This is a genomic window from Nitrospira calida (assembly GCF_976986435.1).
The window spans coordinates 3,560,487-3,586,903 of record NZ_OZ335950.1 but is presented as its reverse complement, the minus strand read 5'-3'; the positions used below and the strand labels follow the sequence as shown (position 1 = coordinate 3,586,903).

Annotated in this window: 25 protein-coding genes and 1 tRNA gene; 19 read left to right on the top strand and 7 right to left on the bottom strand. The window is 61.1% G+C overall.

Annotated features, from left to right (window positions below):
* Window positions 1-3: 3 nt before the first annotated feature.
* From mutS to ACWHTU_RS17445, 6 genes are read right to left on the bottom strand one after another with little or no spacing between them, the layout of a single operon-like run.
* The gene (mutS, locus tag ACWHTU_RS17470) at window positions 4-2,649 is read right to left on the bottom strand and encodes a DNA mismatch repair protein MutS (RefSeq protein WP_447860685.1); all 2,646 of its coding nucleotides are present in this window, start codon (window positions 2,647-2,649) and stop codon (window positions 4-6) included.
* On the bottom strand, window positions 2,642-2,986 hold the full coding sequence (locus ACWHTU_RS17465) for a LapA family protein (protein WP_447860684.1): 345 nt from the start codon (window positions 2,984-2,986) through the stop codon (window positions 2,642-2,644). The genes mutS and ACWHTU_RS17465 overlap by 8 nt, the downstream gene beginning before the upstream one ends.
* Window positions 2,983-3,528: an HIT family protein gene (locus ACWHTU_RS17460; RefSeq protein WP_447860683.1), complete on the bottom strand. Its 546-nt coding sequence runs from the start codon at window positions 3,526-3,528 to the stop codon at window positions 2,983-2,985. Before ACWHTU_RS17460 ends, ACWHTU_RS17465 begins: the two co-directional genes overlap by 4 nt.
* On the bottom strand, window positions 3,525-4,052 hold the full coding sequence (gene tsaE / locus ACWHTU_RS17455) for a tRNA (adenosine(37)-N6)-threonylcarbamoyltransferase complex ATPase subunit type 1 TsaE (RefSeq protein ID WP_447860682.1): 528 nt from the start codon (window positions 4,050-4,052) through the stop codon (window positions 3,525-3,527). Before tsaE ends, ACWHTU_RS17460 begins: the two co-directional genes overlap by 4 nt.
* Window positions 4,053-4,086: 34 nt before the next feature.
* Window positions 4,087-5,640 carry an NAD(P)H-hydrate dehydratase gene (locus ACWHTU_RS17450; RefSeq protein WP_447860681.1) on the bottom strand — a complete coding sequence of 518 codons (1,554 nt, stop codon included), beginning with the start codon at window positions 5,638-5,640 and terminating at the stop codon, window positions 4,087-4,089.
* 42 nt (window positions 5,641-5,682) lie between these two features.
* The gene (locus ACWHTU_RS17445; RefSeq protein WP_447860680.1) at window positions 5,683-6,396 is read right to left on the bottom strand and encodes a pyridoxine 5'-phosphate synthase; all 714 of its coding nucleotides are present in this window, start codon (window positions 6,394-6,396) and stop codon (window positions 5,683-5,685) included.
* Window positions 6,397-6,682: 286 nt separating this feature from the next.
* Between ACWHTU_RS17445 and alaC the strand changes: the two genes are divergently transcribed.
* From alaC to rlmB, 13 genes are all read left to right on the top strand, one after another.
* Window positions 6,683-7,867, top strand: coding sequence for an alanine transaminase (gene alaC, locus ACWHTU_RS17440; RefSeq protein WP_447863391.1), 1,185 nt, complete (start codon window positions 6,683-6,685; stop codon window positions 7,865-7,867).
* Entirely contained in the window at window positions 7,867-9,180 is a 1,314-nt protein-coding gene (locus ACWHTU_RS17435; RefSeq protein WP_447860679.1) for a homoserine dehydrogenase, read from the top strand. The genes alaC and ACWHTU_RS17435 overlap by 1 nt, the downstream gene beginning before the upstream one ends.
* Window positions 9,181-9,230: 50 nt before the next feature.
* Window positions 9,231-10,289 carry a threonine synthase gene (gene thrC, locus ACWHTU_RS17430; RefSeq protein ID WP_447860678.1) on the top strand — a complete coding sequence of 353 codons (1,059 nt, stop codon included), beginning with the start codon at window positions 9,231-9,233 and terminating at the stop codon, window positions 10,287-10,289.
* A gap of 15 nt (window positions 10,290-10,304) precedes the next feature.
* Window positions 10,305-11,549: a 2,3-bisphosphoglycerate-independent phosphoglycerate mutase gene (apgM, locus tag ACWHTU_RS17425; RefSeq protein ID WP_447860677.1), complete on the top strand. Its 1,245-nt coding sequence runs from the start codon at window positions 10,305-10,307 to the stop codon at window positions 11,547-11,549.
* A 9-nt stretch (window positions 11,550-11,558) separates the two neighbouring features.
* Complete coding sequence (locus tag ACWHTU_RS17420; RefSeq protein WP_447860676.1) at window positions 11,559-12,782, top strand: aspartate kinase; 1,224 nt, start codon at window positions 11,559-11,561, stop codon at window positions 12,780-12,782.
* The gene (cimA, locus tag ACWHTU_RS17415) at window positions 12,779-14,491 is read left to right on the top strand and encodes a citramalate synthase (protein ID WP_447860675.1); all 1,713 of its coding nucleotides are present in this window, start codon (window positions 12,779-12,781) and stop codon (window positions 14,489-14,491) included. Before ACWHTU_RS17420 ends, cimA begins: the two co-directional genes overlap by 4 nt.
* Window positions 14,492-14,597: 106 nt before the next feature.
* Window positions 14,598-14,873, top strand: coding sequence for an integration host factor subunit alpha (locus ACWHTU_RS17410; protein WP_447860674.1), 276 nt, complete (start codon window positions 14,598-14,600; stop codon window positions 14,871-14,873).
* Window positions 14,874-14,914: 41 nt separating this feature from the next.
* On the top strand, window positions 14,915-15,265 hold the full coding sequence (locus ACWHTU_RS17405) for a MerR family transcriptional regulator (RefSeq protein WP_447860673.1): 351 nt from the start codon (window positions 14,915-14,917) through the stop codon (window positions 15,263-15,265).
* Between the two features lie 78 nt (window positions 15,266-15,343).
* Window positions 15,344-15,420, top strand: a tRNA-Pro gene (locus ACWHTU_RS17400).
* Window positions 15,421-15,708: 288 nt separating this feature from the next.
* Window positions 15,709-16,494: a 5'/3'-nucleotidase SurE gene (surE, locus tag ACWHTU_RS17395; protein WP_447860672.1), complete on the top strand. Its 786-nt coding sequence runs from the start codon at window positions 15,709-15,711 to the stop codon at window positions 16,492-16,494.
* Between the two features lie 7 nt (window positions 16,495-16,501).
* Complete coding sequence (locus ACWHTU_RS17390; RefSeq protein WP_447863390.1) at window positions 16,502-17,161, top strand: DedA family protein; 660 nt, start codon at window positions 16,502-16,504, stop codon at window positions 17,159-17,161.
* Window positions 17,152-18,618, top strand: coding sequence for a cysteine--tRNA ligase (gene cysS, locus ACWHTU_RS17385; protein ID WP_447863389.1), 1,467 nt, complete (start codon window positions 17,152-17,154; stop codon window positions 18,616-18,618). Before ACWHTU_RS17390 ends, cysS begins: the two co-directional genes overlap by 10 nt.
* On the top strand, window positions 18,539-19,384 hold the full coding sequence (rlmB, locus tag ACWHTU_RS17380; RefSeq protein ID WP_447860671.1) for a 23S rRNA (guanosine(2251)-2'-O)-methyltransferase RlmB: 846 nt from the start codon (window positions 18,539-18,541) through the stop codon (window positions 19,382-19,384). Before cysS ends, rlmB begins: the two co-directional genes overlap by 80 nt.
* Here the strand turns inward: rlmB and ACWHTU_RS17375 are convergent.
* Window positions 19,371-19,652 (bottom strand): LuxR C-terminal-related transcriptional regulator, encoded by a 282-nt coding sequence (locus tag ACWHTU_RS17375; protein WP_447860670.1) that lies wholly within the window; start codon window positions 19,650-19,652, stop codon window positions 19,371-19,373. The genes rlmB and ACWHTU_RS17375 overlap by 14 nt on opposite strands.
* A 217-nt stretch (window positions 19,653-19,869) precedes the next feature.
* Here ACWHTU_RS17375 and ACWHTU_RS17370 point away from each other — a divergent pair, with 217 nt between their 5' ends.
* From ACWHTU_RS17370 to ACWHTU_RS17345, 6 genes are all read left to right on the top strand, one after another.
* Entirely contained in the window at window positions 19,870-20,652 is a 783-nt protein-coding gene (locus ACWHTU_RS17370) for a prepilin peptidase (protein WP_447860669.1), read from the top strand.
* A gap of 323 nt (window positions 20,653-20,975) precedes the next feature.
* Window positions 20,976-21,452, top strand: a complete 477-nt coding sequence (locus ACWHTU_RS17365; protein ID WP_447860668.1) for a GspH/FimT family pseudopilin — start codon at window positions 20,976-20,978, stop codon at window positions 21,450-21,452.
* On the top strand, window positions 21,449-21,982 hold the full coding sequence (locus tag ACWHTU_RS17360) for a type IV pilus modification PilV family protein (RefSeq protein ID WP_447860667.1): 534 nt from the start codon (window positions 21,449-21,451) through the stop codon (window positions 21,980-21,982). Before ACWHTU_RS17365 ends, ACWHTU_RS17360 begins: the two co-directional genes overlap by 4 nt.
* Window positions 21,983-22,023: 41 nt before the next feature.
* A complete protein-coding gene (locus ACWHTU_RS17355; RefSeq protein ID WP_447860666.1) occupies window positions 22,024-22,755 on the top strand; it encodes a PilW family protein in 732 nt (243 codons plus the stop codon).
* 81 nt (window positions 22,756-22,836) lie between these two features.
* Window positions 22,837-24,273, top strand: coding sequence for a hypothetical protein (locus tag ACWHTU_RS17350; RefSeq protein WP_447860665.1), 1,437 nt, complete (start codon window positions 22,837-22,839; stop codon window positions 24,271-24,273).
* A gap of 251 nt (window positions 24,274-24,524) precedes the next feature.
* Window positions 24,525-26,240 carry a GspE/PulE family protein gene (locus tag ACWHTU_RS17345; RefSeq protein WP_447860664.1) on the top strand — a complete coding sequence of 572 codons (1,716 nt, stop codon included), beginning with the start codon at window positions 24,525-24,527 and terminating at the stop codon, window positions 26,238-26,240.
* Window positions 26,241-26,417: the final 177 nt, after the last annotated feature.

The following is a 26,417-nucleotide window of genomic DNA, read 5'->3' as shown; positions in this document are numbered from 1 at the left end:
CGCCTAGTTGGCCTGCTGCTCGATTCGCCGCTGGAGGTCGGCCAGGCGGTTCAAAGCGTCCAACGGGGTCATGGAAAACAGGTCCATCTGTCTGACTTCCTCGATAAGCGGGTGCGGTCTGGGCAAGGGTTCTGCTTCCGACCGGGCATGGAGTTCGGTGCTTTCCCCGCAAACGGTCGCCGTTGGTTGTTCCAATTGCGCCAGCACTTCCCGAGCGCGATCGATTACAGGCGAAGGGAGACCAGCCAGCTTGGCGACGTGGAGGCCGTAGCTCCGGTCCGCCCCGCCGGCCACGATTTTACGCAGGAAGAGTACGTCTCCGTCCCGTTCCTGTACGTCCACGCGGTAGTTCCTGACCCCCTCGCGCTGGTTCGCCAGTTGCGTCATCTCGTGATAATGGGTGGCGAACAACGTCCTCGCGCCGAGGTGCCGCCGATCGTGGATGTATTCGGCGACGGCCCAGGCGATGCTGAGCCCGTCGTAGGTGCTGGTGCCGCGTCCGATCTCATCCAATAAAATCAAGCTGCGCGGGGTTGCGGAATTGAGAATATTGGCGGTCTCGATCATCTCCACCATGAAAGTACTTTGTCCTCCCGCCAGATTGTCCGAGGCGCCGACGCGCGTGAAGATCCGATCCACCACCCCGATCTTTGCTTCCGTCGCCGGTACGAAGCTGCCCATTTGCGCCATGAGCACGATCAACGCCACCTGACGGAGATAGGTGCTCTTTCCGGCCATGTTCGGACCAGTAAGGATCAGGAGCCGATTGCTCTCCAGGTCAAGCAGCGTGTCGTTTGGCACAAACCCGCCGTCGATCTCCAGCCGTTCCACGACAGGATGGCGTCCCTCGACGATGCGAATGGTTTCTCCCTCATCGACGGTCGGGCGGACATAGCGGTTGAGGGCGGCGGTCTCCGCGAGGGCGGCCAGCACGTCAATCAGCGCGAGCGCGGCGGCGATGGCCTGCAGACGCGGTGTCTCCCGGGCCACCTGCGCCCGAAGGCGTTCAAAGAGTTCTTGCTCCAGCGCTTTGACCTTGCTCTCCGCGCCGATGACCCGTTCCTCCAACTCTTTCAATTCGGGCGTCGTGAAGCGTTCGGCGTTCACCAGAGTCTGTTTGCGGATGTAGGAATCTGGCACGCGCGAAAGATTCGCCTTCGTGACTTCAATGTAATAACCAAAGACTTGATTGTAGCGGACCTTGAGCGAGTCGATGCCGGTACGTTGGCGCTCCTGAGCCTCCAATCCAGCGATCCAGTTTTTCCCTTCCTTGCTGGCCTTACGCAGTTCGTCGACCTGGGGGTGGACGCCGTCCTTGAAGATGCCGCCGTCGCGCCATGCGGCTGGCGCACCGGGGTGAATCGCGCGGTCGATCAGGTCGTGCAGGTCGCCGGCGTCGTCCCACGCGCGGACAAGATCGCGGACGAGCGGAGCCGAAAGCCGGGAGAGGTGTCGGCGTAGTTCGGGTAGCGCCGCGATGGACTGCTTCAAGGCCAGCAGTTCACGGGGTCCCGCCACGCCGAGGGAGAGTCTGCTGCCGAGGCGGCCGATGTCTTGGACGTTTCGCAGGGCGGTCCGAATGGCGGCGCGAGCCTGGAAAGCGTCTTTTAGTTCGGCGACCGCGTCCAATCGCGCGTTGATTGCGTCGCATGAGAGCAACGGCTTCAGGATCCAGTCCCGCATCAAGCGACTGCCCATCGCTGTGACAGTTCGATCCAGAACGGCGAGCAACGTCATTTCTCCGCGCCGCTCTCCACCGATCATCGGGCGAACCAACTCCAGGTTCTGAACGGTCGCGCAGTCCAGGTGCATGTCCTGGCCGATCCGTCGGACCTGGAGGCGACGGATGTGTTCCAGGCGGGACGACGGCTGGGTCTCGCGCAGATAACGCAACGCGGCGCCGGCGGCTTGAATTCCCAACGTCAGAGATGCACATCCGAACCCATCCAGCGAACTGACGCCGAACTGTTGCTGAAGCACACGCCGGGCTTCCAATAGGTCGAAGCAGGCGGGAGACCGGGCGCACAGGCGTAGTCCTTTGAGTCGTCCGACCCATGGCGCTCCGCCGGGCGACGGTTCTTCCGGATACAGCAGCTCTTTCGGTTCCAAACGGGACAGTTCGTCGATCAGGATTGTGGCGGCCCGATCGCCGTGGAACTCCATGGTCCAGAATTCCCCGGTCGAGAGATCGAGCGCGGCAAGGCCGAAGGCGGGCGAAGCGGCGGCTTGTGCGGAGCGGCGTGACGAGGTCGCCACTGCGGCGAGGAAATTGGGCTCAGCGGGTGATAAGAGTTCGGTGTCGATCAGCGTACCCGGCGTATACAGGCGCACCACCTCGCGCCGCACGAGACCTTTGGCGAGTTTGGGGTCTTCCACCTGGTCGCAGATGGCGACTGTGCGTCCAGCCTTCAGCAGCTTGGCGATATAGCTGGTCGCCGCGTGGTACGGCACCCCACAGAGCGGGACCGGATTTGCACTGGCTTTGTCCCTGGATGTGAGCGCGATGGACAACAGCCGCGAGGCCTCCTCGGCGTCTTCGTAAAACATTTCATAAAAGTCGCCAACGCGGAAGAACAGAATCGCATCGCGGTAGCCGCGTTTGATTTCGCGATATTGCCGCATGAGCGGAGTCAGGTCGGTATCACTCATCCGATCGTTCCTCGATGAATTCGGGCGTCGTGTGTCCGGAGCTCTTGTGCAAAGCCTTGTCGAGCGACTGGCGCAACCGTTCCAGATCCACCTCGGCCTCCTGAAGCGCTTTGGTTTTTCGTCGCAGCTCGATCCGTCCTCGCACCCAGGCGGGAAACAGCAGGATGCCGGCGAGCAGGAGCCCGGTCACGAAGGCTCCCAGAATAGGTTTATAGATCGGTGTTGAGGCGGAGCGGAATCCGAAGAAATAGCGGAGCGTCACCTCCTGTTCCTGGTTCTGAAGGAAAAACGCCAGGGAGAGTAATAACAGGATGCCGACGAGGATAAGCCTGATCATGACCGACGTGTTCCGGTCCTTCGGCGTGAAATGGACCGGTATCCGCTCCGTCCGGTCAGAGCGGCCGTGAAGCCGGCTTTGAGCTTGCGATAGGTGACGTCCAAATGTTCCGGCATGACCCTGGTCTCAGAGAACAACGGCATAAAGTTCGTATCACCGTCCCAGCGAGGCACGATGTGCAGATGGACATGGCCCTCCACGCCGGCGCCGCTCACCCGTCCCAGGTTCACCCCGACATTGAACCCGTCGGGTTTGATTTGCGCCCGCAACACTCGGAGGCTGAGATTGGTGAGCCGCATCAGATCCAGCGCGCTCTCGTCCGACAGCCATTCGATGCTGTTAACATGCGCGTAAGGAGCCACCAGCAGATGCCCGCTGTTATAGGGAAACAGATTCATCATGACGAATCCATGCTGGCCCCGGTGCAGCAGCAAATTCTCCCGGTCTCGCGCTGCCTTTGCCTTGACGCAGAAGATACACTGGGAAGGCTTCGGTGATTGCTGGATGTACGCCATCCGCCAAGGCGCCCACAGCACCTTCATCCGGTTCGACTCCTCGATCGAGGGCGCGATCTTCCAGCCGCGAGACAGAGTTTTCGCAACAGAGCCCCCGAAATTGGGCCGGTCGCGCTCAGGTGTAGCACTCTGGTCTCCCGTCCCCTGTGGGTTATGCGGATCTCGAGCCGGTCGTTAGGTAATTCGGCGCCGGCATGGTCCGCCCATTCGACCACTGTGACCGTGGTGCCGTCCAGATAATCCGAAAGCCCTGTCTGTGCGACGTCGTCAGGGGAAGCGAGGCGGTAGAGATCCGCATGGGCGAGGAGCAACCGGCCGCGATATTCGTGAATGAGCACGAAGGTCGGGCTGCTGACCAACCGGGGGGCGGCGCGAAGCCCTGCGGCGATCCCGCGCACCAGCGTCGTCTTCCCGGTTCCGAGGTCCCCGTAGAGGCCGATCACTTCTCCGCCGCGCAGAGCCCGACCGATCACCCGTCCCAGGCGCTCCGTGTCCTCGACGGAGGAAGAAATAAATCGGAGACAGTCTCTGGACGAAGTTGCCCAAGCCATGCTCACCACACGCCGGGGAGACAGGATCGAACACTTAGCGCCCTGCAACTTGAACGAGGGCATGGGGAATCTGGTCGATGACATCGCCGGCGATCATGCCGGCAATACCCAATTGGGCGGCCGCGAGGTCTCCCGCTAGTCCGTGGAGATAGGTGGCGGCACATGCTGCGTCCCACGGGTTGAGGCCCTGGGCCAGTAAGCCGACGATCATGCCGGTCAACACATCGCCGGTGCCGGCTGTGGCCATGCCCGGGTTGCCGGTCGGGCAAATGGCGACCGTGCCGTCCGGTCTCGCCACGACGGTCCTGGCTCCTTTCAGCACCAGAATGACGCTCCGCTGGACGGCGAATCGGCTGGCGACCCCGATGCGATCCGCATTCACCGAGTGCGGCGTCGCCTCCGTTTCCAGTCTAGCCATTTCGCCGGGGTGCGGCGTGAGAATCGGCGGTGCCTTACACTCCCCCAGTAACGACGCCTTGCCGGCCAGCGCGTTCAGTGCGTCGGCATCCAGTACAGCGGGCTTGCCCATTTGCCTGATCAAGGCTTGGACCAGTTCGACCGTTTCCGGATGAGTCGTGAGGCCGGGTCCGACGGCGACAGCGGTCCTGGCGCTGATGAACGTCAGCAACCGGTCGAGGCCGGACCGCGCCAGCGTCCGGGCTTTGGTCTCCGGCATGGGCACGGTCATGGCTTCCAGCAACTTAGCTTCCAGCGTGTCGTTCACGCTCGACGGCGTGGCCACCGTGACCAGTCCGGCTCCCACCCGCAAGGCGGCCTTGGCGGCCATCGCCGCGGCTCCGGTTTTACCGACCGATCCCGCAATGATCGCGGCATGGCCGAAAGTGCCCTTGTGTGAGGATGGGGGACGGTGAGGAAGGACGCCGCGAACCGCGGCTTCGGTCAGGAGCGACACGCGGCTCTCGACCGCTTCGACATACGCGGGCGGAATGCCGATGTCGACAATCCTGACCTGTCCCGCATGGTCGATGCCAGGTCCCACGTACAGACCCAGTTTCGGCAGCCCGAACGTGACGGTCAACGTCGCGCGGACGGCGGCGCCCAACACGGCACCCGTGTCGGCGTGGATTCCCGAGGGGAGATCCACCGACACCGTCGGTCGGTTCGCCTCGTTGATCGCTTCGATGACTTCCCGATAGTTCCCGGTGATCGGCGCGGAGAGACCGGTTCCAAGCAGCGCGTCGACAACCACATCGCTTTCAGCGAGGACGGTTTTGAGCGGTTCGACGGAGCCAAGCGTGCGCACACCAGACTTCCCGACCGCCCGGATGCAGCGGCGATACATGGTCCGCGCGTCGCGGGAGAGGTCCTTCTCGCCCGTCAGGAGAAACACTCGAACTCCGGCACGCTTCTTCGCCAGCAGGCGCGCGACGACGAGCCCATCTCCTCCGTTGTTGCCTTTCCCGCAGATGATCGTGACGGTCTTGCCGCTCAAACGGCCGAACACGTCTTCCATGTGGCTAACCACGCCAGCGCCGGCGCGTTCCATCAATGTCAGGCTGGGCACGCCGGCCTCCTGAATCGTGCGGCGATCGAGGGTTTGCATCTGCTCGGCGGTAACGATCTTCATCACAGGAGGCATGAAGTTGGAGGCGCGGAGCGATTCGCCGGGTTACGAGAGGAGCTGTTTCATCTCGCGCACCGCCCGTTCGAGTCCGACCAGAACGGCTCGGGCAATGATGCTGTGGCCGATGTTGTATTCGACGATCTCCTGGATATGGGTCAGCCGCTTCACGTTCCGGTAATTCAGCCCGTGGCCGGCATTGACTCCCATCCCGAGCTTGTAGGCCAACTTGGCGGCTTGTGACAGTGCTTCGACTTCGAGTTGCTCCTCTTTCGCGCGCTTCGCGTTGGCATAGCGGCCGGTATGCAATTCCACGTAATCGGCCGCCACCTTGTGCGCGGCCTTGACTTGCACGAGGTCCGGCTCGATGAACAGGCTCACCGGAATGCCCCCATCGTGGAGCAACTCGACGATTTTTTGGATTTTGTCCCGCTGGCCGTCCACATCCAGGCCTCCTTCGGTAGTCAACTCCTGGCGCCGTTCCGGGACCAGGGTGACCAGGTGCGGCTTGACGCTGAGCGCCATTTTGGCCATGGACTCATCGGCCGCGATTTCCAGGTCCAGCTTGGTCTGGACGATCTCTCGGAGCCGGGTCAAGTCGCGATCCTGGATATGGCGGCGGTCCTCCCGCAGGTGTACGACGAGCCCGTCGGCGCCGGCCAGTTCCACCAGCACCGCCGCGGCGATGGGGTCCGGCTCGATACCGCCCCGTGCTTGTCGGAGGGTCGCCACATGATCGATGTTGACACCGAGTCTCGCCATGGCGTCGTTCCTGCGCTGGGCGCGCGATGCGTCGTGCGGAAACTCATTGCGAGCTTGCGCAAGGTGAAGCGCATTATTACAGAAACCTCAGAGGCGAGCAAGAACCAGCCCGTCGGTCCCAGCGGCGCGCGGCCGGAGTCTGCTCGCCGACCCAACGACAACCTGCAAGTATCGGCGAAAATTGACTGAAATCGCCCCGGTCGATTAGAATAGGCCACCTTTGGGACCAGGACAGCCTATCCTGTCAACCCGTCCCCGGCCTGCGTCTGGCGAAGGAGTGTTCGTGCTGGAGGGATTCTACCGGATCAAGCGGCTTCCCCCTTACGTGTTCGCGCAGGTTCAGGCCCTGAAGCTGGAAGCCCGTCGCAGGGGCGAAGATATCATCGACTTCGGCATGGGGAATCCGGACCAGCCGACGCCGAGCCACATCGTCGAGAAACTGATCGAGACGGCCAAGAAGGCCAAGAACCACCGGTATTCCGCCTCGCGCGGCATCACCAAACTGCGCCATGCGATCACCGGCTGGTACAAGCGCAACTACAACGTCGACCTTGATCCCGAAACCGAGGCGATCGTGACCATTGGTTCGAAGGAGGGTCTCGCCCACCTCGCCCTGGCGATGATCGGGCCCGGCGATGTGGTCCTCACGCCCACGCCGACCTATCCAATTCATATGTATAGCTTTGTCATTGCGGGCGGCGAGGTGCGGGGGATTGAACTGCGGCAAGACAGCGATTTTTTTGAAGACTTGATTCGGGTCTATCGGCAGACGTTTCCCCGTCCCCGTATCCTTGTGATTAATTTTCCGCACAATCCCACGACGGCGGTGGTTGACCTGGAATTTTTCAAGAAAGTAGTGGCCTTTGCCAAAGAGCACAACGTCGTTGTGATCCACGATTTGGCCTACGCCGACATCGTCTTCGACGGCTATAAGGCGCCTAGCCTGCTGCAGGTGCCGGAAGCCAAGGATATCGGCGTGGAGTTCTACACGCTGTCGAAAAGCTACAACATGCCGGGATGGCGTGTCGGATTTTGCGTCGGCAATCGCGAGGTGGTAGGGGCGCTGGCCAAGATCAAGAGCTATCTGGATTACGGCATCTTCCAGCCGATCCAGATTGCCAGCATCATCGCGTTGAACGGACCGCAGGATTGCGTGAAGGAGACGGTGCAGTTGTATCAGAAGCGGCGGAACGTTCTGGTGGGCGGTCTGAACCGGATCGGATGGCCGGTCGACAAGCCGCGCGCGACGATGTTCGTCTGGGCTAGGATCCCGCAACCGTACCGGGGCATGGGGTCGCTGGAATTTTCCAAGCTCCTCCTGAAAGACGCAAAGGTCGCCGTGTCACCCGGCATCGGTTTCGGCGAGGGCGGAGATGACTACGTACGGTTCGCACTCGTGGAGAACGAGCACCGGACCAGGCAGGCGATCAGGGGGATCCGCAAGGCGTTGAAATTGAATGGAAACGGGTAATGAGGTCGCGTATCGGGGTCGGCCTGATCGGATTCGGCACGGTCGGAACGGGAGTGGTCAAGATCCTCATGGGGCACGCCGCTCTCATCCGGCGGCGGGTCGGCGTGCCGATCGAATTGGTGCGCGTCGCGGATCTCGACATCACGCGGGACCGCGGTGTCGCGTTGCCGGACGGCGTGCTGACGACCGACGCGAAACGGGTCATCGACGATCCCGCGGTCGACATCGTCATCGAATTGATCGGAGGCTCTGATGCGGCCAAGCGAGTGATCCTCGATGCGATGGCGAAGGGTAAGGCGGTGGTCACGGCGAACAAGGCCTTGCTAGCCGTCCACGGCGAGGAGATTTTCGAGGCCGCGGTCAGGCACCGGGTCGATCTGGGTTTTGAAGCCAGTGTCGGCGGAGGAATCCCGGTCATCCGCGCGTTGGTCGAAGGCCTGGCCGCCGATACGATTCTCTCGGTCTACGGCATCATCAACGGGACGTCCAATTACATTCTGAGCCGCATGACCAAGGAGGGACACGGCTTCACCGAGGTGCTTGAAGAAGCCAAGCGGGCTGGCTATGCCGAGGCGAACCCGACGTTCGATGTAGCCGGTATCGACTCAGCACACAAGCTGGCCATTATGGTCAGCCTAGCCTATGGGACGCCGGTCAACTTCAAGGATATCTATACAGAAGGCATCACCAAGCTGACGCCGCTGGATATCACCTATGCGAAGGAGTTCGGGTTTGCGATCAAGCTGCTCGCCATCGCGAAATTTTTGGACGGGGAGATCGAGGCTCGCGTTCATCCGACGATGATCCCTTCGACTTCCCCTATCGCGCAGGTGGACGGAGTCTACAATGCGATCCAATTGATCGGGGATGCAGTCGGCGATGTCGTCCTCTACGGCCAGGGCGCCGGATCATTGCCGACCGGCAGCGCGGTCGTGAGCGACGTTGTCGCGATCGCCCGCAATCTGCTCGTGGGCGCAGCCGGCCGGGTGCCTCCGGCGTCTTTCCGGCAGGATCAGCGCCGGCCGCTCCGAGTCCGTCCGATCGATGAAATCCGCTCCTTGTACTACATGCGATTTATGGTGCTCGACAAGCCCGGAGTCTTATCGCAGATTTCAGGAGTCCTGGGACGGTATGGCATCAGCATTTCATCCGTGCTGCAGCAGGGCCGCAAGGAGGGGCAAACGGTGCCGGTCGTGATCATGACGCACACGGCGACCGAGCGAGATGTGCAGGCCGCCCTCCGCGAGATCGATCAGATGGCGTTCATCTCCCAACCCACCACCTTGATCCGCGTCGAGGGGCAGGACGAATGAGGCATGCGCCCCGCCGGGTCCGATGCGGTCACTGACCGGCTGTCTTTCCCATGACACGCTGGCGCGGCGTCATCAACGAGTATCGCAAATTCCTCCCGGTGTCCGAGCAGACGCCGGTGGTGACCTTGGGCGAGGGCAATACGCCCCTCATCCATGCCGTGCGCTTGGGGAAAAAGGTCGCGCCCGGCGTCGAACTGTATCTGAAGTTCGAAGGGGCCAATCCGACCGGGTCGTTCAAAGACCGCGGGATGACGATGGCGATCTCCAAGGCCATGGAGGCCGGAGCCCAGGCGGTGATCTGCGCCTCCACAGGCAACACCTCGGCCTCGGCCGCCGCCTACGGTGCTTGCGCGGGCTTGGCAGTTTACGTTTTGATTCCGGCTGGCAAGATCGCGCTCGGCAAGCTCTCTCAAGCCATGATGCATCAGGCAACGGTGATTCAGATCGAAGGCAATTTCGACCAGGCGCTGGCCATCGTCAAAGAACTGGCCGCCGCCTATAAAATCGAGCTGGTGAACTCGATCAATCCTTTTCGAATCGAGGGGCAGAAAACAGCCGCGATGGAGGTCTGCGACCAACTCGGCGATGCGCCGAGCGTCCATGTCTTACCGGTGGGCAACGCCGGCAACATCACCGCCTATTGGCGCGGCTACAAGGAGTATCGCGCAGCCAACCAATGCACCCGTCTCCCGCGCATGATCGGGTTTCAAGCGGCGGGAGCCGCGCCGATCGTACTCGGCCGGGTGGTGGAGGAGCCACAGACGATTGCGACCGCCATACGGATCGGCAATCCGGCCAGTTGGACTGCGGCGCTCGAGGCGGTGCGAGAATCCTTCGGGCTGATCGACATGGTCACCGATGAGGAAATCCTGCACGCCTATACGCTGATTGCGGCGGAAGCGGGCGTCTTTTGCGAACCGGCTTCGGCTGCTTCGGTGGCCGGTGTCATCAAGCTGAGCCGGGTTGGCGCGTTGCGGGAAGGCGACACGGTGGTGTGTACGTTGACCGGCCACGGGTTGAAAGACGCTGATACAGCGATCAGCGTATCCAGGCAACCGCTGACGGTGAAAGCCAGCCGCGAGGACGTAGCCCGTCTCTTGAAGGTCTAGCTCGACGGATGTGCCATGAAATACGTGATTCTCCACGCAAGCGGAATGAATGACGAGCCCTACCGGGAACTGGGCGGGAAAACCCCGCTCCAGGCGGCCTCCACTCCGAACATGGACCGGTTGGTTCGGGAGGGAGAATTGGGACTGGCGGCTGTTCCGTCCGACGGGACGCTGGCAGGCAGTGATGTGACAGGTGTGTCGATCCTCGGCTATGACCCGCGCAAATACTACCCCGGGCCGGCGCCGCTGGAGGCGGCCAGTCTCGGCGTGGCCGTCGGCGAGCATGATGTCGTGTTCCGTTGCACCATGGTGACGTTGCGCACGGAAGCTGTCCAGGGGGGGAAACCCACGATGGATGTCAAGAAGTTCGGCCCGCATGTGATCCTGGATGACCCGACCGCCGGCTACATCGACACGGAGCAAGCGCGCGAGCTCATCGATGCGGTCAACGAGCAGCTCGGTTCCGAGACGATTCAGTTTTATCCCGGCATTGGGCATCGGCATCTGATGGTGTGGGTCGGAGGCAAGGCCCGCGCCTCGTGTGTGGATCCACGCCAAGCGGTCGGGCGCCAGATCGCCGAGTGTTTGCCGACCGGCGATGGAGCGGATATTTTGCGAAAGCTGATGGAGGCCGCCCTCATTATCCTCCGGGATCATCCCATCAACGACGATCGGCGTGAAGCAGGGCTGAAGCCGGCCAACTGTTTATGGTTGTGGGGACCTGGACGTCCGCACGCTTGGCCGAGCTTGACGGAACGCTTCGGGGTCACGGGCGCCGTCGTCGCCTCCAGCGACCTGCATCGGGGAATCGGGATCTGCGCCGGTTTGGAGGCGGTGGAACCGGTGGTTTTAAGCGGAGCCGACGGCCCCACATTGACGACGGTGGGTGAAGCGACGCTTCGCGAGCTGGCCTGCAGGGACCTCGTGTATGTGCACGTGGCGTTGCCCGACGAGATCCTGTACGGTGGCGATCCCAAAGCCAAACTGCGGGTGATCGAGGAATTCGACAAGCACGTTGTGGGGACCGTGGTGAGTGGGCTCCCTCAATGGGGGGCCTACCGAATGTTGCTCGTCTCGGACCATGCAGTGGCGGGGAACAACAAAATGCAGTCCCCGCTGGCGCTGTATGTGTTCGCAGAAGGGCCGGCGCAAAAGATTGCCCCCAGCTCGCGGCGATTCAGCGAAATGGATGCCAAATCGAGCGACGCGCCTTTGCGGGAAGCCACCAAGCTGATCACCAAGCTGTTCCCGCGCGGATAGAGACGGGACATGGCGTTGATCGTCCAAAAATACGGCGGCACGTCGGTCGGGAGCATCGAGCGGATCCATCGGGTCGCCGACCGTGTCGCCCGGGATCACCGGGATGGACACCAGATCGTCGTGGTCCTCTCTGCGATGAGCGGGGAAACCGATCGGCTTCTCCGGTTGGCGCACGAAGTCACGCCCTCGCCGGACGAGCGCGAGCTGGATATGCTCCTGTCCACCGGGGAACGGGTGACGATCGCGCTGTTGGCGATGGATCTGCGGGGACGAGGGCTCAACGCCAGATCCTTTACCGGCCGGCAGGTCGGGATTCTGACTAACAGCTCCCATACCAAGGCCCGTATCGCCCGGGTGACGGCCGAACGGATCAGAACCGCGCTGGCGGAAGGCGTCATCCCGGTCGTGGCGGGGTTTCAGGGGATCAATGAACAGTCCGACGTGACCACACTGGGGCGGGGCGGATCGGATCTGACGGCGGTCGCTTTGGCCGCCGCGCTCAAAGCTGATCGGTGCATTATCTTCACCGATGTTGACGGCGTCTACACAGCGGATCCGAACATCGTGCCGACCGCCAGGCGTATCGATAAGATCTCATACGAAGAGATGCTGGAACTGGCGAGCCTGGGCGCAAAGGTTTTGCAAAGCCGGTCGGTCGAGTTCGCCGCGAAGTATGGGGTGCCGATCGAGGTTCGTTCCAGTTTTACCGAAGGAAAGGGAACGCTCGTGACGACTGAAGACGCGGACATGGAAGGCGTGGCGGTCTCCGGGGTCACCGGCGATCGCAATCAGGCGAAGATCACGATCGTCGGAGTCCCCGACAAGCCGGGCATCGCGGCGCGCATTTTTGGGCCGGTGGCGGAAGCCAATATCGTGGTCGACATGATCATCCAAAACGTGAGCCAGGCTTCGCTGACGGACATTTCGTTCACCGTGCCACGGGCCGATCTGCGGAAAGCGGTCAGCCTCGTGCAGCGCGTGGCGAAGGAGATCGACGCCAAGTCAGTGGCTGTGACCGAGGCCATCGCCAAGGTGTCGCTCGTGGGTGTGGGGATGCGGTCGCATTCCGGTGTTGCGGCCAAGATGTTTGAGGTGTTGTCTCGGGAAGGCGTGAACATCATGATGATCAGCACCTCGGAGATCAAAATCTCCTGCGTGATCGATGAAAAATATCTCGAGCTCGCCATGCGGGCTCTGCATGCCGCCTTCGGATTGGATCGGGTGCCATCATGATGCGCAAGCAAAAGGGCGCGAAGCGAGGGACGAGAAGCGAGAAGAGAGAAGTTCTTCTTCATGATGCCTCCGCGCCTTGCGCCGCCAGCCTCTCGCCTTCGTTGGAGATCTACGACACGACCCTGCGCGATGGCGCACAGGCCGAGGATGTGAGTTTCTCAGTCGAGGACAAGGTCCGCGTGGCGCAGAAGCTGGACGAGTTGGGCGTGCAGTACATCGAAGGCGGGTGGCCGGGCGCCAATCCCAAGGACATCGAGTTTTTCCGGATCATCAAGACCATTCCGCTGCGGCATGCGACGATCGTCGCCTTCGGCTCGACGCGCAAGGCCAGCAATCCGGTTCAGAAGGACCCCAACATTCAGGCGTTGCTCGCCTCGGAGACGTCGACGATCACGATTTTCGGCAAGAGCTGGGGCCTGCACGTGACGGATGCACTGGGGATTTCCTTGGCGAAAAATCTCGAGATCATCGGCGATTCCATCCACTATCTCCGTTCCAAAGGGCGGAGGGTCTTCTACGATGCGGAGCATTTTTTCGACGGATACAAGGCCCATCCGGACTATGCGCTGGAGACGCTGCGGAGGGCGGTAGACGCGGGAGCGGAGCGGATCATCCTGTGCGACACGAACGGCGGGACCATGCCGTGGGAGGTCCGCAGGATCTGCGAGGCGGTGCGTCGGGAGTTCGCCGTGCCGCTGGGCATTCACGCGCACAATGACTGCGAGATGGCCGTCGCCAACTCGCTGGTGGCGGTCGAAACCGGCATCGTTCAGGTGCAGGGGACGATCAACGGCATTGGCGAACGGTGCGGCAACGCCAATCTCTGCTCGATCGTGCCGAATCTGGAGCTGAAGATGGGCCGGCCGGTGCTTGGCGAACGCCTCACGCATCTCAAGCAGGTGTCCGGATTCGTGACCGAGATCGCGAACCTCATGCCCAACAAGCATCAACCGTATGTCGGGGATTCGGCCTTCGCACACAAGGGCGGCGTGCACATCCACGCGGTTCTCAAGAATCCCGCCACCTACGAGCATGTCATCCCCGAGCGGGTTGGAAACCGCCAGCGCATGTTGGTCTCCGATTACGCTGGCCGCAGCGGTCTGCTGGAGAAAGTGGAGACGTATGGAATCAAGCTAAGCAAGGATCATCAGAAGCTGCAAGAATTGGTCAATACGCTTAAGGAGCGCGAGAGCCAAGGCTATCAGTTTGAAGGAGCCGAGGGATCTTTCGAACTGCTCATGCGTAAAGCGATGGGCACCCACACGCCGTCGTTCCATCTGCTTGGGTTCCGGGTCATCGTGGAGAAGAAAGATGAAAACGGCGCGCCGGTCTCGGAGGCGACCGTGATGGTCAAGGTCGGCGAGGCGATCGAACACACGGCTGCGGTGGGGGCCGGCCCGGTGAACGCGCTGGACCATGCGCTTCGCAAAGCACTGGAGAAATTCTATCCCCAGCTTCGTGAGGTCAGGCTTCTGGATTACAAGGTTCGTGTCCTCACGGCCAATAAAGGCACCGAGTCGAAAGTGCGGGTGCTGATTGAGTCGGGCGACCATAAAGACAAATGGGGAACAGTCGGGGTGTCGGACAATATTATGGAAGCGAGTTGGCAGGCCTTGGCCGACAGCATCGAATACAAGTTGCTTCAGAAGGAACGCTCCCGCGGGACCGACATTCCGCGTACCTCATCCAGGTCTGAGAAAACTCCTTGACACGGCTGATAACCTCACGTAATTTATGAAAAAATCTCACTAAAGCTCAGGGATTCGCCGGAGCGATGCGGCAGGAGTGTGCAAGCAGGCTGTCAGGAGGGACGGCATGAGAAAGGCTGATATCGCCAATGAGATCTACAAACAGGTGGGAGTGTCCAAGAACGAGGCCGCAGACATCGTCGAACTCATCCTGAACCTGCTCAAGTCGGTCTTGCAAAAAGGAGAATCGGTCAAGATTGCGGGGTTCGGGAATTTCGTGGTCCGCAGTAAGGGAGCACGGAAAGGTCGTAATCCGCGCACCGGGGAGGAGATCGGGATCACGCCGCGCCGGGTCGTCACTTTCCGTCCCAGCCAGGTGTTCAAGAAGTACGTCAATTCGTAAATCTCTTCGTACACGCCGGCGATCCAGTCGTGAGGGTCGTTATGGGGAATGAACCCAGACTGGGGAGCAAGGTTTTCTACAAGATCGGAGAAGTCAGCCAAATCACGAAACTTCCGGCCTATGTGTTGCGGTTTTGGGAAACCGAATTCAGCTTTCTCAAGCCCAAGAAGAGTCGAGGCAATCAACGGCTATATGTCCAACGCGATATCGAAACGATTTTGGAAATCAAGCGCATGCTGTATGAAGAAGGCCATACGATCGCCGGGGTGAAGCGGTACTGGGCGCGTCGTGGCCGTCATGCGCACAAACAGATCAGGCCGAGGGAGTTAGCTCAGCGAGTACGAGGGGACCTCCAAGCGATCCTGCGCATCCTGGAGTCGCACTCTGGCTGAGCGCATCGTCTTCGCTGAGATCAGAGAACGGTAGCGGTTCCCAGACGATCGAGAAGAACGAGCAGAAATAAGCACGGTCGGGGCGTGGCGCAGCCCGGTAGCGCACTCGTTTGGGGTGCGAGTGGTCGGCCGTTCAAATCGGCTCGCCCCGACCATCCCGCACTGACGAAGTGCGGTGCTGGTAATCCGATGGCGCCGCAAGAAACATTTCCAGGATTCCATTGCAGCGTGCAGGAGCCCGCTCGCCCTGTATCAGGCTGCCGAAATTGCCGTGAGCGGCTAGAGCCCTCAACCGAATTGTTTGAATTGTCGTTCTTCAGATCACTACACATGCTACACATGGTTTGAACCACCGGTTACTTGTTGCCTCATCGCGATGGTGCCGGTGGATCAACGTCTCGGAAGCTGCCCCGTGCAGCTTTTTTTATTGCTTTGCGCCATCCATGCACATCCTGGTGACCAATGACGACGGTGTGGCCTCCCCTGGCCTGCATGCCTTGGCCGAAGCCATGCGGGCGCTCGGTACCGTGTGGGTTGTCGCTCCCGATCGGGAGCGAACGGCGGTCGGACACGCCCTGACGCTGCACAAGCCCCTCCGGCTGACCCCGCTGGGCAATCGGATCTTTGCGGTGAACGGGACACCGACCGATTGCGTGAATCTGGCGGTCAAGGTGGTGCTGCCGAAACCGCCGGGTCTGGTGATCTCCGGAATCAACAGGGGTGTCAATCTCGGTGACGACGTGACCTATTCCGGAACGGTCTCGGCGGCGTTGGAGGGTACCATTCTTGGGGTTCCGTCGATCGCGGTGTCGCAGGAGGGCGGCGACCGATTCCGGTTCGAGGTTGGGGCGCGGTACGCCAAGCGGATCGCCCAGTTGACGCTCGAACACGGTTTGCCGGAGGAGACGATGCTTAACGTGAACATTCCCGACCGTCCCCGGAACGCCATCAAGGGGGTGCGGGTCACCTGTCTGAGCCGCCGGCGATTCGAGAACCCGATCGTCGAGAAAATCGACCCGCACGGGCGCAAATATTATTGGATTGCCGGCACGCGCATCGCCTGGAACCGGCAGAAGGATTCCGATCACGAGGCGATCCGACAAGGAATGGTCTCGATCACGCCGATCCATCTCGATAGTACGCACTACGGCGTGCTGGAGCGACTGCGGAGTTGGGAGCAATTGATTGAAGGCATCCGGCCCGCGGGGCACGCGCGAGGCCGTCGGTAACCTGGGCATGTTGATCTTATGGCTTGAACAGCTCATCACGGAACTCACCCAGTTCATCATTGCGACGATCTCGAAGTTCGGCTACGCCGGTATCCTTCTGACCATGGCGATCGAGAGCGCCTGCATTCCACTGCCGAGCGAGATCATCATGCCGTTTTCCGGGTACCTCACCTCGACCGGCCGGTTTTCCATGCTTGGCGTGACGCTGGCCGGCGCCATCGGCAACGTCGTGGGATCACTTGGGGCGTACTACGTCGGCATCTGGGGCGGGCGGCCGTTCGTGGAGCGATACGGTCCCTATCTGCTCATTTCACGAAAGGATCTCGACCTGGCCGATCGCTGGTTTGCCCGATACGGTGAAGCAGCGGTGTTGCTGAGCCGCCTGTTGCCGGTCGTGCGGACGTTCATCTCGCTACCGGCCGGCGTGGCCCGCATGAACGTGACCCGTTTCGTCGTGTTCACCTTTGTTGGCGCTTTGCCATGGTGCTACGCCTTGGCCTATCTCGGGCTGAAGCTGGGCGAGCGGTGGGACCAGTTGCGCGAGCACTTCCATCGGATCGACGGCGTGATTGGGTTGCTTCTCCTGCTCGTTCTCGCCTATTTTGTATGGTCGCATTGGCCGCGGCGTCGCCGCGTTGATCTGGAATCGGGACCTCCATCGTGTTGAAGATCTATAACACCCTGTCTGGTCGGAAAGAACCGTTCGAGCCGCTCGCGCCGGCCTCGGTGCGGATGTACGTGTGCGGCGTCACGGTCTACGACGAATGCCATCTGGGGCACGCCCGGAGCGCGCTTGTGTTCGATGTGATCCGGCGATATCTGGAACATTGCGGGTTTTCTGTCACCTTCGTAAAAAATTTTACCGACGTGGACGACAAGATCATCCATCGCGCCAACGAGCTCGGGATTCCCTGGCAGGCGGTGACAGCACGCTACATCGACGCCTACTATCGGGACATGGGGCGTTTGGGGATCGGCCGAGCGACGGTCGAGCCCAAGGCCACGGAACACATGGCCGATATCATCGACTTGATTCAAACGTTGATCCGAAAGGGCGTTGCGTATCGGGTGAACGGCGACGTCTATTTCCAGGTGGAGAAATTTCCGGCCTATGGAGTCCTGTCCAAGCGTAAGCTGGAGGACATGCAGGCGGGCGCCCGTGTCGAGGTGGACGAGCGAAAGCGGCATCCGATGGATTTCGCCCTCTGGAAAGCCGCCAAGCCGGGCGAGCCGTCATGGGACAGTCCCTGGGGCCCTGGTCGGCCAGGGTGGCACATCGAATGCTCGGCGATGTCGATGAAACACCTGGGTGAGACATTCGATATTCACGGCGGGGGGGCGGACCTGATCTTCCCCCACCATGAAAATGAGATCGCCCAGTCGTGTGCCGCCACCGACAAGGAGTTTGTACGCTACTGGGTGCACAACGGGTTTGTACAGGTTAATCAAGAAAAGATGTCCAAGTCGCTCGGGAACTTCTTCACGATCCGGGAGGTCTTCGAAAAATGGGGTTACCGGGAACCGGTCACGGCGGAAGTGTTGCGGTATTTTTTCCTTTCCACCCACTATCGCAGCCCGCTGGATTTTTCCGATCAGGCCCTGCAGGAAGCGAAGCGGGCACTGGATGGGTGCTACGATCTCTTTCTTCGGCTCGAAGAAGCGCCCTCCGCTGACGGTGGTGGGGCTGCCAGGCTCTCTCCGGCTCTGCATGCACTTCAACACGCATTCCGTGAAGCCATGGACGATGACTTCAATACGCCGGCTGCGCTGGCGGGCTTTCAACAGTTCCGCTCCACCGTCAACCAGTTGCTGAAAACGGGGCTGTCCCGGGAGCACCGCGCACAGGTCCGTGCGGCGTTTCGGTCCTTGGGGTGGGTGTTGAATTTGTTCCAATTGGAGGTCAAAGCGTGGGAGTTTGCCTCGCGAGGGGAGATTTCAGCGGCGGAGCGGGAAACCTCGAGTCCGTCGCTGGAAGATGCGGAAATCGAACGCTTGATCGCCGAACGGAACGAGGCGCGGAAAAAGAAAGATTTTGTGAGGGCGGATGAAATCCGGAAATCGCTGGCGGCCAGGCGGATCATCCTGGAAGACCGACCGGACGGCACCACTCGCTGGAAGCGGTGAATCCACCGACGTCATCTACGGCCTGCATGCGGTCCGGGAAGCGCTGCGCGCCGGTGCTCGGCCGTTCCAGCGGATCCTCGTGCTTCGCACCGATCGGCAGTTCGCCGAGATCACGCAGCTCGCCCGCGCTAAGCGCGTCCCCATTCATGTGGAACCTCGACCGGCGTTGGATCGACTGGTGCGCGAGGGGCGGCACCAGGGCGTCATTGGCGTAATCGCCGCCAAAGCCTATGCCGAAATGGACGAGATCCTGGAGTGCGCACGCGTGCGCAAGGAGCCGCCGTTCGTCGTTATCCTAGACGGCGTGGAAGATCCGCAGAACTTGGGTGCAGTGCTCCGGTCGGCCGACGCCGCGGGCGTGCACGGAGTCTTTGTGCCGGATCGACGCTCGGCAGGGCTCACGGGGGCGGTGGCCAAAGCGTCGGCTGGCGCGCTCGATCATGTCAGAGTCGGCCGTGCGCAGAATCTATCGCGTCTGATCGAGGATCTGCAGGCCTCCGGGTTGTGGGTGTACGGCCTCGACGCGAGAGCGTCGAAGCCCTACACGTCGCTCGACTTTCGGCGACCCATCGCGGTGGTGCTGGGAGGAGAAGGGAGAGGAATCCGCCCAGGTGTGTTGGAGAAATGCGATGACCGCGCACGGATCCCCATGCACGGCCGGGTCAACTCCCTCAATGTCTCAGCCGCCGCGGCCGTGACCTTCTTTGAAGTGGTCCGGCAGCGATCAGGCGCCGATCCCGTTGTCGCTGCGGTCAGCGGATCTTGATCATTCCTCCCTGAATCGCCGCCTTGAGCAACTGCGCGGTGTTCGACACCCGGACCTTCTTCATCATATTGGCCCGGTGCGCTTCGACGGTTTTGACGCTAATCTTCAATCGTTGGGCAATTTCCTTGTTCTTGAACCCGGACCAGATAAGCTCGAGAATTTCCTGCTCCCGGCTGGTGAGGGCTTCCGGACGCTTGCGTCTGGGCGGAACAAGCTCCAACGTGGCCTTCCGAGGACGGCTTCGAGGGCTGACTTTCACCTTTGGCATAAATCAGGCTCTCCTTCCTGGTTCATCGCAAGACCGGAAAAGTCTCCATGGTCACAAAGCACCGCAGGCGCGGAAAAAGGTGCTGAATGTATAAATAACCTGGATCGCTAGGGCAAATGCAAGTATTTTCTGTCTGAGAAGTTTTGCTCTGGGTGTGGTCGCTAAGATTACCATTCTTGCCTGACTCTGCTTAGGCAGACAAACCGGGATAGGCTCGATGGTTTCGATCCCTGGGTATGTGATCACCGGTCTTTTCGGAGCGCTCATCGGCAGCTTCCTCAACGTATGCATTTACCGGCTTCCGCGGAGGGAGTCGATCGTCTGGCCATCGTCCCGTTGCCCGGCATGCGCTCGGCCGATCGCCTGGTATGATAATATCCCGATTCTGAGCTTCCTCGCGCTGAGAGGAAAGTGTCGGGCCTGCGGCGCACCGATTTCATTCCGCTATCCGCTTATCGAAGCCGCGAATGCGGTCGGATACGGCGTCATCTTCTGGCATTTCGGTGCCGGATGGGTGTCGGCGGCGTACGCGGTCCTCTTTTCCGCGCTACTCGTCGTGACCGGCACTGACTTCACCCACCAAATTATCCCCAACGTGATCACTGTTCCAGGCATGCTGCTCGGTCTGCTCTGCGCGTCCACGATCCTGCCGGTGGGATTGGTCAACTCAATTATGGGTATGCTGGTCGGCGGGGGACTTCTGTGGGTCTTGGCTTGGGTCAGCCCCTATCTTTTTGGGAAGGAAGGCATGGGGGGAGGCGACATCAAGCTTCTGGCTATGATCGGCGCGTTTCTGGGATGGAAAGCGACCCTGTTGACGATCATGATCGGTGCGTCTGTCGGGTCTGTCGTAGGGATGGGGTTGATCTCTCTCAACGTGATCAAGAGAGATGACTACATCCCTTTCGGTCCCTTTTTGGCGCTTGGCGCCGTTCTGTCCCTCTTTTTCCATGAGCCACTGCTCGAATGGTATTTCAACTTGGTCGCTCCGCTGGAATGATCTCGCCGCGGCCCTTGCGCCGACGGTTTTCTCTACGTGTGTCATCCCGTGATCACCGGTTCAAGCTGTATCTAATCCGGCGTCCCCCTGTATCCGAACCGTGACAGTTGGCTCCCCGTCCGCTGTCAGATTATTCCTACCCGCTGCACGCCTCTCATAATGGTCGTCGCGCGTTTCCCGCTTCCCGTGCGGGAGAACCGCGCGTCACCGATTTCGCCTTTGGGAATGTTGCTGCCGGTTTTGGGTGCCGATAGCCGCGGCACGGCTTTTGGAAAACCCTGCGGCTGACGAGGGCGCGCGAACGCAAAGCAGCGCTTCCGATTATGAGAGACACACGGTCCAGTGCAACGTTTCGGAACCGCCTGATCCGGGAAGAGGGAACCAGCCTCATGGAGCTGCTGGTGGTAATCGCCGTCATCGGCGTGGTGACCGTCTGGGGAGGAGAAGGTTTCCTGGCATTGGCCGCCCGACAACAGGAGAAAGCCGCGGTCGCGGAGATCGCGACGGAGCTGCGGTTCGCTCGTCAGCTGGCGATCGGGCGTCGGGAGCGAGTTCGAGTGGTGTTCGATCCGGGGAATGCGAGTCTGAGAACAGAACTGGCAAACGGATCCGGTCGTCTGCTGCGTACATATCGCTACAACGGCAGGAGGACGGTAATCGAGCGGCTCAGCGGCGGCACGCAGATCATGTTTCATCCGAATGGGCGCTCCGCCTCTCCTACCACGATCGTGCTCCTGGGCCAGTCGGGGGAACGCCGGACGATCACCGTCAGCATCACGGGGAGGGTTGCTCTGTCATGAGCACGGAGGATGTTCGATTCGGGTTGAAGCCATTCCGTCAGGTCGCCCTTGCGATGCGTGCCCAGAAGGGATTCAGCCTCATCGAGGTCATGATCGCCATGGTAATCCTTTCCATCGGGTTGCTAGGTGCCGTGACGACTTTTGAGTGGGCCGATCGCGGGCTTCGGGAAGGAATCACACGGACACGTGCGTTGGCCTTGGTGGAGTCCAAGCTGGAGGTCAAGCGGGCGGTGGCGTGGAATCTGCTGCTCACAGAAGATTGGGATGCGGATGGTCTGCCCGATGCGGTGATGCGCGACGACGGCGTTGAGCCGGATGAGATCGCCGGCGATCGGGTCTACACGGCAAGTTCCGATCACCAGGGCATCCGTCTTGTCTGGACGGTGGCGATGGACCACCCCGGTCCCCTGGCGTATGCCGGATCGGTTGTGATCCATGTTCGAGCCGACTATCCGACGGCGAGCGGTCAACGTCGAGCGGTGCGGCTCGGCACGGTGCGGGCGAATCCGCAGTTTGTCGGCTTGCGATAGAACGTTTCCTGAGTATGTGACCAGAGGGATTATTTATGGGGATGGCGAAGTCGCTGGGCGATGAGCAAGGCGCGACGCTGATCGAGTTGTTGATCGCCATGACGGCCGGGGCGGTCGTGTTTTCGGCGGTTCTGCAAACGCTCCATCACTGCCAATGGCGGTTTCATACCCAGCAGGACACGATCGCCCGCCACCAGGATCTTCGCCTGGGGCTGGAGGTGATGGCCAGCGAGCTCCGTTTGGCTGGATCCGGCTTCTCACCGGCCGATCGGCCGGTGCGGAAAGCTGACTCCCAGGAAATCGAGTTTGCGGCGAACCTCGGTGGCTATGTGACGACGTTAGCGCAGCCGGTCATGGCGGGTCAGCAAGAGCTCGTGGTCGGTGATGGTACCGACTGGCCTAAAGGAAAGCGCATTGTGGTGTGTGCGGCGGAGCAGTGCGCGGAAGGGCGATTGGCCAAGGACGGTCAGCGTACCAGGCTGACACTGATCGCGCCGCTGGGACAGTTCTTCCCGTCGGGTAGCGTCGTCTCCGTCTCCAACGATGTTCGTTACTACCTGGGCCATGACGGGCGCGGCGTGACCCGGGTCATGCGCATGGTGGACGGCGGCGCCGGTACGCTGATCGGCGACGTCGCGCATTTCGAGCTGAAATACTTCGATCGAGAGGGGAGGCCCGCCCGCGCGCCGGACCGCGTGGCCCGGATTCGCGTAGAAGTAGCGGTCAGTCGCGCGCCAACGATGGTGATTCAGGAAATCGGACTCCGCGGGTAGGGGGAGGTGCCAATGAATGGAAGATCGGCAAGTGCTCGAGCGTCAGGGAAAAAGAGGGCCGGGATCGTGAATGAGCGGGGGATGGTTTTGTTGGGAACTGTTCTGACCCTGCTGATTCTCGCAGTGCTGGGAATGACATCCCTCAATTTAGCTGGCCTGGAAATTCAGGCGGCCGGCGCGACCAGGGAGGAGAGAACGGCTCAGCATCTGGCCGAGGCCGCAGTGGATCAGGTGATGACGTGGTTCCACGATCCTGGTGCTGCGCCGGAGGGACCGGTGGGAGCGCTGCTTGCGAAACGATTCGAACTGCCCGGAAGCGGCCCGTCGTTTTTCGACGCGCAGGGACGGTCACAGTTTACGGGTACGGCCGAGAAACCGGACGTGCTGTTCGACGCGACGCAGCCCGCCCATGATGAGCTGTTAAACGGGCCGACAGCCGGATGGTTTCGGTCGCTGCGAGGGCTTGGTCGGGTACTCAAGCTCAAGGTGTACAGGCCGACGCGACCCGGTTTGCTGTGCACGATTGAGGCCACGGCAGCGGCCGCCTCTCCGGGGTCACCGGGGCTCGCCAGAACCGTGTCGGTGCAGTTGGGGACACGCACCATTCCTGCCGTCCGAGCAGCCGTCCAGGCAGCCGGGCTTCTCGCCACAGCCACCGGAGGTGCGTCAGCGCCGGTCGAGGTCCATTGGGGCGATCTAAAAGTGGGAGGAGATGTCCGGTGGAACACGATCGATGCGGTGCCGCTCAAAACGGATCTTGCGCCGGTCACGGGTCAATCGTATTCGGAGATGGCACGCCGCGAAGACCGATGGGTCGAGATCTGGGTTGGCGGCTCTGTATCGTTCGGCGCCACGAGTCCGGCGACTGGAGTCTCCCTGCCCGTGAATATCCATCCGTGGCAGGAACCTGTTCCGGGATTACGGATGGATCAATGGGACTACGAGAGCCTCAAACACGCTGCGCTGTTGTACGGGCGTTACTATGCCAGAGGCCGAGACAGCCTGCTCTATCCCGACGGTATCGTCGAGCCGGGGCGCGGGGTGACTGCGGACGAGGTATTTGCCTCCGGTGGCGTGGGCGATCATCGCGGGCTTGTGTTCATCGATACCCTCGATCGGCTCCCGCCGCGTGCGGATAACTTAGGGACCATCGCCGTTGCAACGGACTATGCGGAAGGGCTGTTTGTGGTCAATGCGCACCTCTCGTGGAAGCCGCGCGGAACGGGGCGGCCGGTGCCGGCTCTCAGTCCGCCCCGCGAGGGGCTCACGTCCTTGGCGACGCGGGTGCCCGTTCAGTTGAGCGGAGTGCATCTGCAGGGGGTCGTGTATACCGCCGGCAACTTATTATTCGAAGGCCGGCCGCGAGTCTATGGGGCAGTGCTCGCCGCCGGTTCGCTCGGAGAAGCCGGCGGGACAGGGAACTCACTCGAAGTCTGGTACAACCACGACCTGCGCGGCGGGCTCGTGCGGGGACTCCCGTTGGTCTATCCGGCAGCCGGAACGTGGCAACTTCAGTAGTCTTAAAGCAGGCCTGATCATATTTGCCCGGTGGTTGGACGGGGCCCGAGTCTGTCCGTGCCGCGATGATCGATGAGTTTCGTTAACCTGGCGGACATGCCTATGCTTCGGGGATGAGGAGTGATCTGTATATGGTTGTGACAATCGGAAATCGTCATGACACCGTCCGTTCGAGAGAGGGCTGCGGTGACCGGTCTCCTGTGAAAGAGAGAGTCAGGTGGACATCGCCCGTCCCGGCGGTGGAGAGGGGAATGTTCGAGTATCTGATCCGCAACGGCCTGCTCAGTGCCGCCGACCTCGATACGGCGATCGAAGAGTCGAAGCGGCGCGCCATCGACCTGGAATCGCTCTTACTGGATGCCTACCATGTGCCGAAGATGGAACTCGGCAGGTCGTTGGCCGAGTACTACCGCTGTCCCTATACGCCCTATGATGACCGGACGGTCGTGAATCCCGCGCTGCTGAGGAACCTGAGTCACGATTATCTCAAGAGGAACCATTGGATTCCGTTGAGACGGGACAATAACCTGCTGGAGGTCGTGATTGACAATCCGCACGATATCGACAAGGGCTCGGACATCAAACGCGCCTTTCCCGGGTTGGCTGTCCGCTTCACGGTCGGGCTCAAGCGGGACATCGAGCAGTTTCTTCTGACCGCCGTAGGCCGTGTAGCGACCGGTTCCATCAGCGATATTCTTGGCGAACTCATCAGCGAGGCGCAGTTGGAGCAGTGCGAGGAGGCGGGCAGCACGGTCATCGATGAAAACGACAGCGCAATCGTCCGGCTGACGAACCAGATCATCGCCGAAGCCGACCGTCGGGGTGCGTCCGACATTCACATTGAGCCGTATTCCGATCACAAGGAAACGGCGGTGCGGTTCCGCGTGGATGGAACCTGTTTCACCTATATGAAGATCCCGCCCGCCTACCGGCGGGCGGTCGTGTCCCGCATCAAGATCATGGCCAATCTCGACATCGCCGAACGCCGGAAGCCGCAGGACGGGAAAATTCGGTTCAAGCTCAATAAAGAGCGGCAAATCGAACTGCGGGTGGCGACCCTCCCTACGGCCGGTTCCAACGAAGACGTGGTGATACGGCTCCTGACCGCCAAAGGACCGATGCCCTTGGACGCCATGGATTTCGCTTCACGGACGCTCACGACCATCAAAGAATTGGCGGAGAAGCCCTATGGGATCGTCCTGTGTGTCGGACCGACGGGTTCCGGCAAGACCACGACGTTGCATGCGATTCTGGGTTACATCAATACCGACGAGCGAAAGATTTGGACGGCCGAGGATCCGATTGAAATCACCCAGGAAGGGCTGCGGCAAGTTCAGGTCCAGCCCAAGATCGGCTTCACCTTTGCGACGGCAATGCGGGCGTTTTTGCGGGCCGACCCGGATGTGATCATGATCGGAGAAATGCGCGACAAGGAAACCGCCGACATCGCGATCGAGGCGTCGCTAACAGGCCATCTGGTATTCAGCACGCTTCACACCAACAGCGCGGTGGAGACCGTGACCCGCTTGTTGGATCTGGGCTGTGACCCCTTCAACTTCGCCGACGCCATGCTGGGGGTGCTGGCCACCAGATTGTGTAAACGCATTTGTCGTGGGTGCCGGGAAGCCTACCATCCGACAAGACACGAATATGACGAACTGGTCCACGCGTATGGCGCGAACCATTGGCCGAAGCTCGGTATTGAGTACACCGACGAATTTCGGTTGTATCGCGGGCGGGGCTGCGACGCCTGTAACGGAACCGGATTTAGGGGACGCGTGCCGCTGCATGAATTGCTGCGTGCCTCGGAAGATATGAAACAGCTCATCCAATCCAGAGCGAGAACTTCAGAGATGCTGGCCGTTGCGATGAAGGAGGGGATGACGACGCTGGTCCAGGACGGAATCGAAAAAGTGCTCAAAGGCGTGACGACGCTCAAACAGGTCAGGGCCGTCGCGCTGAAATAGCAGACAGGCCGTCAACCTGCCGGTAAGCGACTGGGGAACGCCTCCTCCACATGCCCGCCATCTCGCCCACCTCCTGCCCGATCGCCTCCGCTGAGGGCCGAATGCTCTTGTGCCCACTGGTGTAACGGGGCCGTGCCCGGCTACTTGTTAGCCGGAAGCTGAAAATGGTCCGATGCG

What these genes read in the sequence shown, in the direction of transcription:
- ACWHTU_RS17445 (WP_447860680.1), bottom strand. Translation starts at nt 6,396, where the DNA reads ATGGCGAGACTCGGTGTCAACATCGATCATGTGGCGACCCTCCGACAA.
- apgM (WP_447860677.1), top strand. Translation starts at nt 10,305, where the DNA reads ATGAAATACGTGATTCTCCACGCAAGCGGAATGAATGACGAGCCCTAC.
- tsaE (WP_447860682.1), bottom strand. Translation starts at nt 4,052, where the DNA reads ATGGCTTGGGCAACTTCGTCCAGAGACTGTCTCCGATTTATTTCTTCC.
- cimA (WP_447860675.1), top strand. Translation starts at nt 12,779, where the DNA reads ATGATGCGCAAGCAAAAGGGCGCGAAGCGAGGGACGAGAAGCGAGAAG.
- ACWHTU_RS17405 (WP_447860673.1), top strand. Translation starts at nt 14,915, where the DNA reads ATGGGGAATGAACCCAGACTGGGGAGCAAGGTTTTCTACAAGATCGGA.
- ACWHTU_RS17450 (WP_447860681.1), bottom strand. Translation starts at nt 5,640, where the DNA reads ATGAAGATCGTTACCGCCGAGCAGATGCAAACCCTCGATCGCCGCACG.
- ACWHTU_RS17465 (WP_447860684.1), bottom strand. Translation starts at nt 2,986, where the DNA reads ATGATCAGGCTTATCCTCGTCGGCATCCTGTTATTACTCTCCCTGGCG.
- surE (WP_447860672.1), top strand. Translation starts at nt 15,709, where the DNA reads ATGCACATCCTGGTGACCAATGACGACGGTGTGGCCTCCCCTGGCCTG.
- ACWHTU_RS17360 (WP_447860667.1), top strand. Translation starts at nt 21,449, where the DNA reads ATGAGCACGGAGGATGTTCGATTCGGGTTGAAGCCATTCCGTCAGGTC.
- thrC (WP_447860678.1), top strand. Translation starts at nt 9,231, where the DNA reads ATGACACGCTGGCGCGGCGTCATCAACGAGTATCGCAAATTCCTCCCG.
- ACWHTU_RS17435 (WP_447860679.1), top strand. Translation starts at nt 7,867, where the DNA reads ATGAGGTCGCGTATCGGGGTCGGCCTGATCGGATTCGGCACGGTCGGA.
- ACWHTU_RS17420 (WP_447860676.1), top strand. Translation starts at nt 11,559, where the DNA reads ATGGCGTTGATCGTCCAAAAATACGGCGGCACGTCGGTCGGGAGCATC.
- ACWHTU_RS17370 (WP_447860669.1), top strand. Translation starts at nt 19,870, where the DNA reads ATGGTTTCGATCCCTGGGTATGTGATCACCGGTCTTTTCGGAGCGCTC.
- ACWHTU_RS17410 (WP_447860674.1), top strand. Translation starts at nt 14,598, where the DNA reads ATGAGAAAGGCTGATATCGCCAATGAGATCTACAAACAGGTGGGAGTG.
- ACWHTU_RS17390 (WP_447863390.1), top strand. Translation starts at nt 16,502, where the DNA reads ATGTTGATCTTATGGCTTGAACAGCTCATCACGGAACTCACCCAGTTC.
- ACWHTU_RS17345 (WP_447860664.1), top strand. Translation starts at nt 24,525, where the DNA reads ATGTTCGAGTATCTGATCCGCAACGGCCTGCTCAGTGCCGCCGACCTC.
- rlmB (WP_447860671.1), top strand. Translation starts at nt 18,539, where the DNA reads ATGAAATCCGGAAATCGCTGGCGGCCAGGCGGATCATCCTGGAAGACC.
- ACWHTU_RS17460 (WP_447860683.1), bottom strand. Translation starts at nt 3,528, where the DNA reads ATGAAGGTGCTGTGGGCGCCTTGGCGGATGGCGTACATCCAGCAATCA.
- mutS (WP_447860685.1), bottom strand. Translation starts at nt 2,649, where the DNA reads ATGAGTGATACCGACCTGACTCCGCTCATGCGGCAATATCGCGAAATC.
- ACWHTU_RS17375 (WP_447860670.1), bottom strand. Translation starts at nt 19,652, where the DNA reads ATGCCAAAGGTGAAAGTCAGCCCTCGAAGCCGTCCTCGGAAGGCCACG.
- ACWHTU_RS17355 (WP_447860666.1), top strand. Translation starts at nt 22,024, where the DNA reads ATGGCGAAGTCGCTGGGCGATGAGCAAGGCGCGACGCTGATCGAGTTG.
- ACWHTU_RS17350 (WP_447860665.1), top strand. Translation starts at nt 22,837, where the DNA reads ATGGTTTTGTTGGGAACTGTTCTGACCCTGCTGATTCTCGCAGTGCTG.
- ACWHTU_RS17365 (WP_447860668.1), top strand. Translation starts at nt 20,976, where the DNA reads ATGAGAGACACACGGTCCAGTGCAACGTTTCGGAACCGCCTGATCCGG.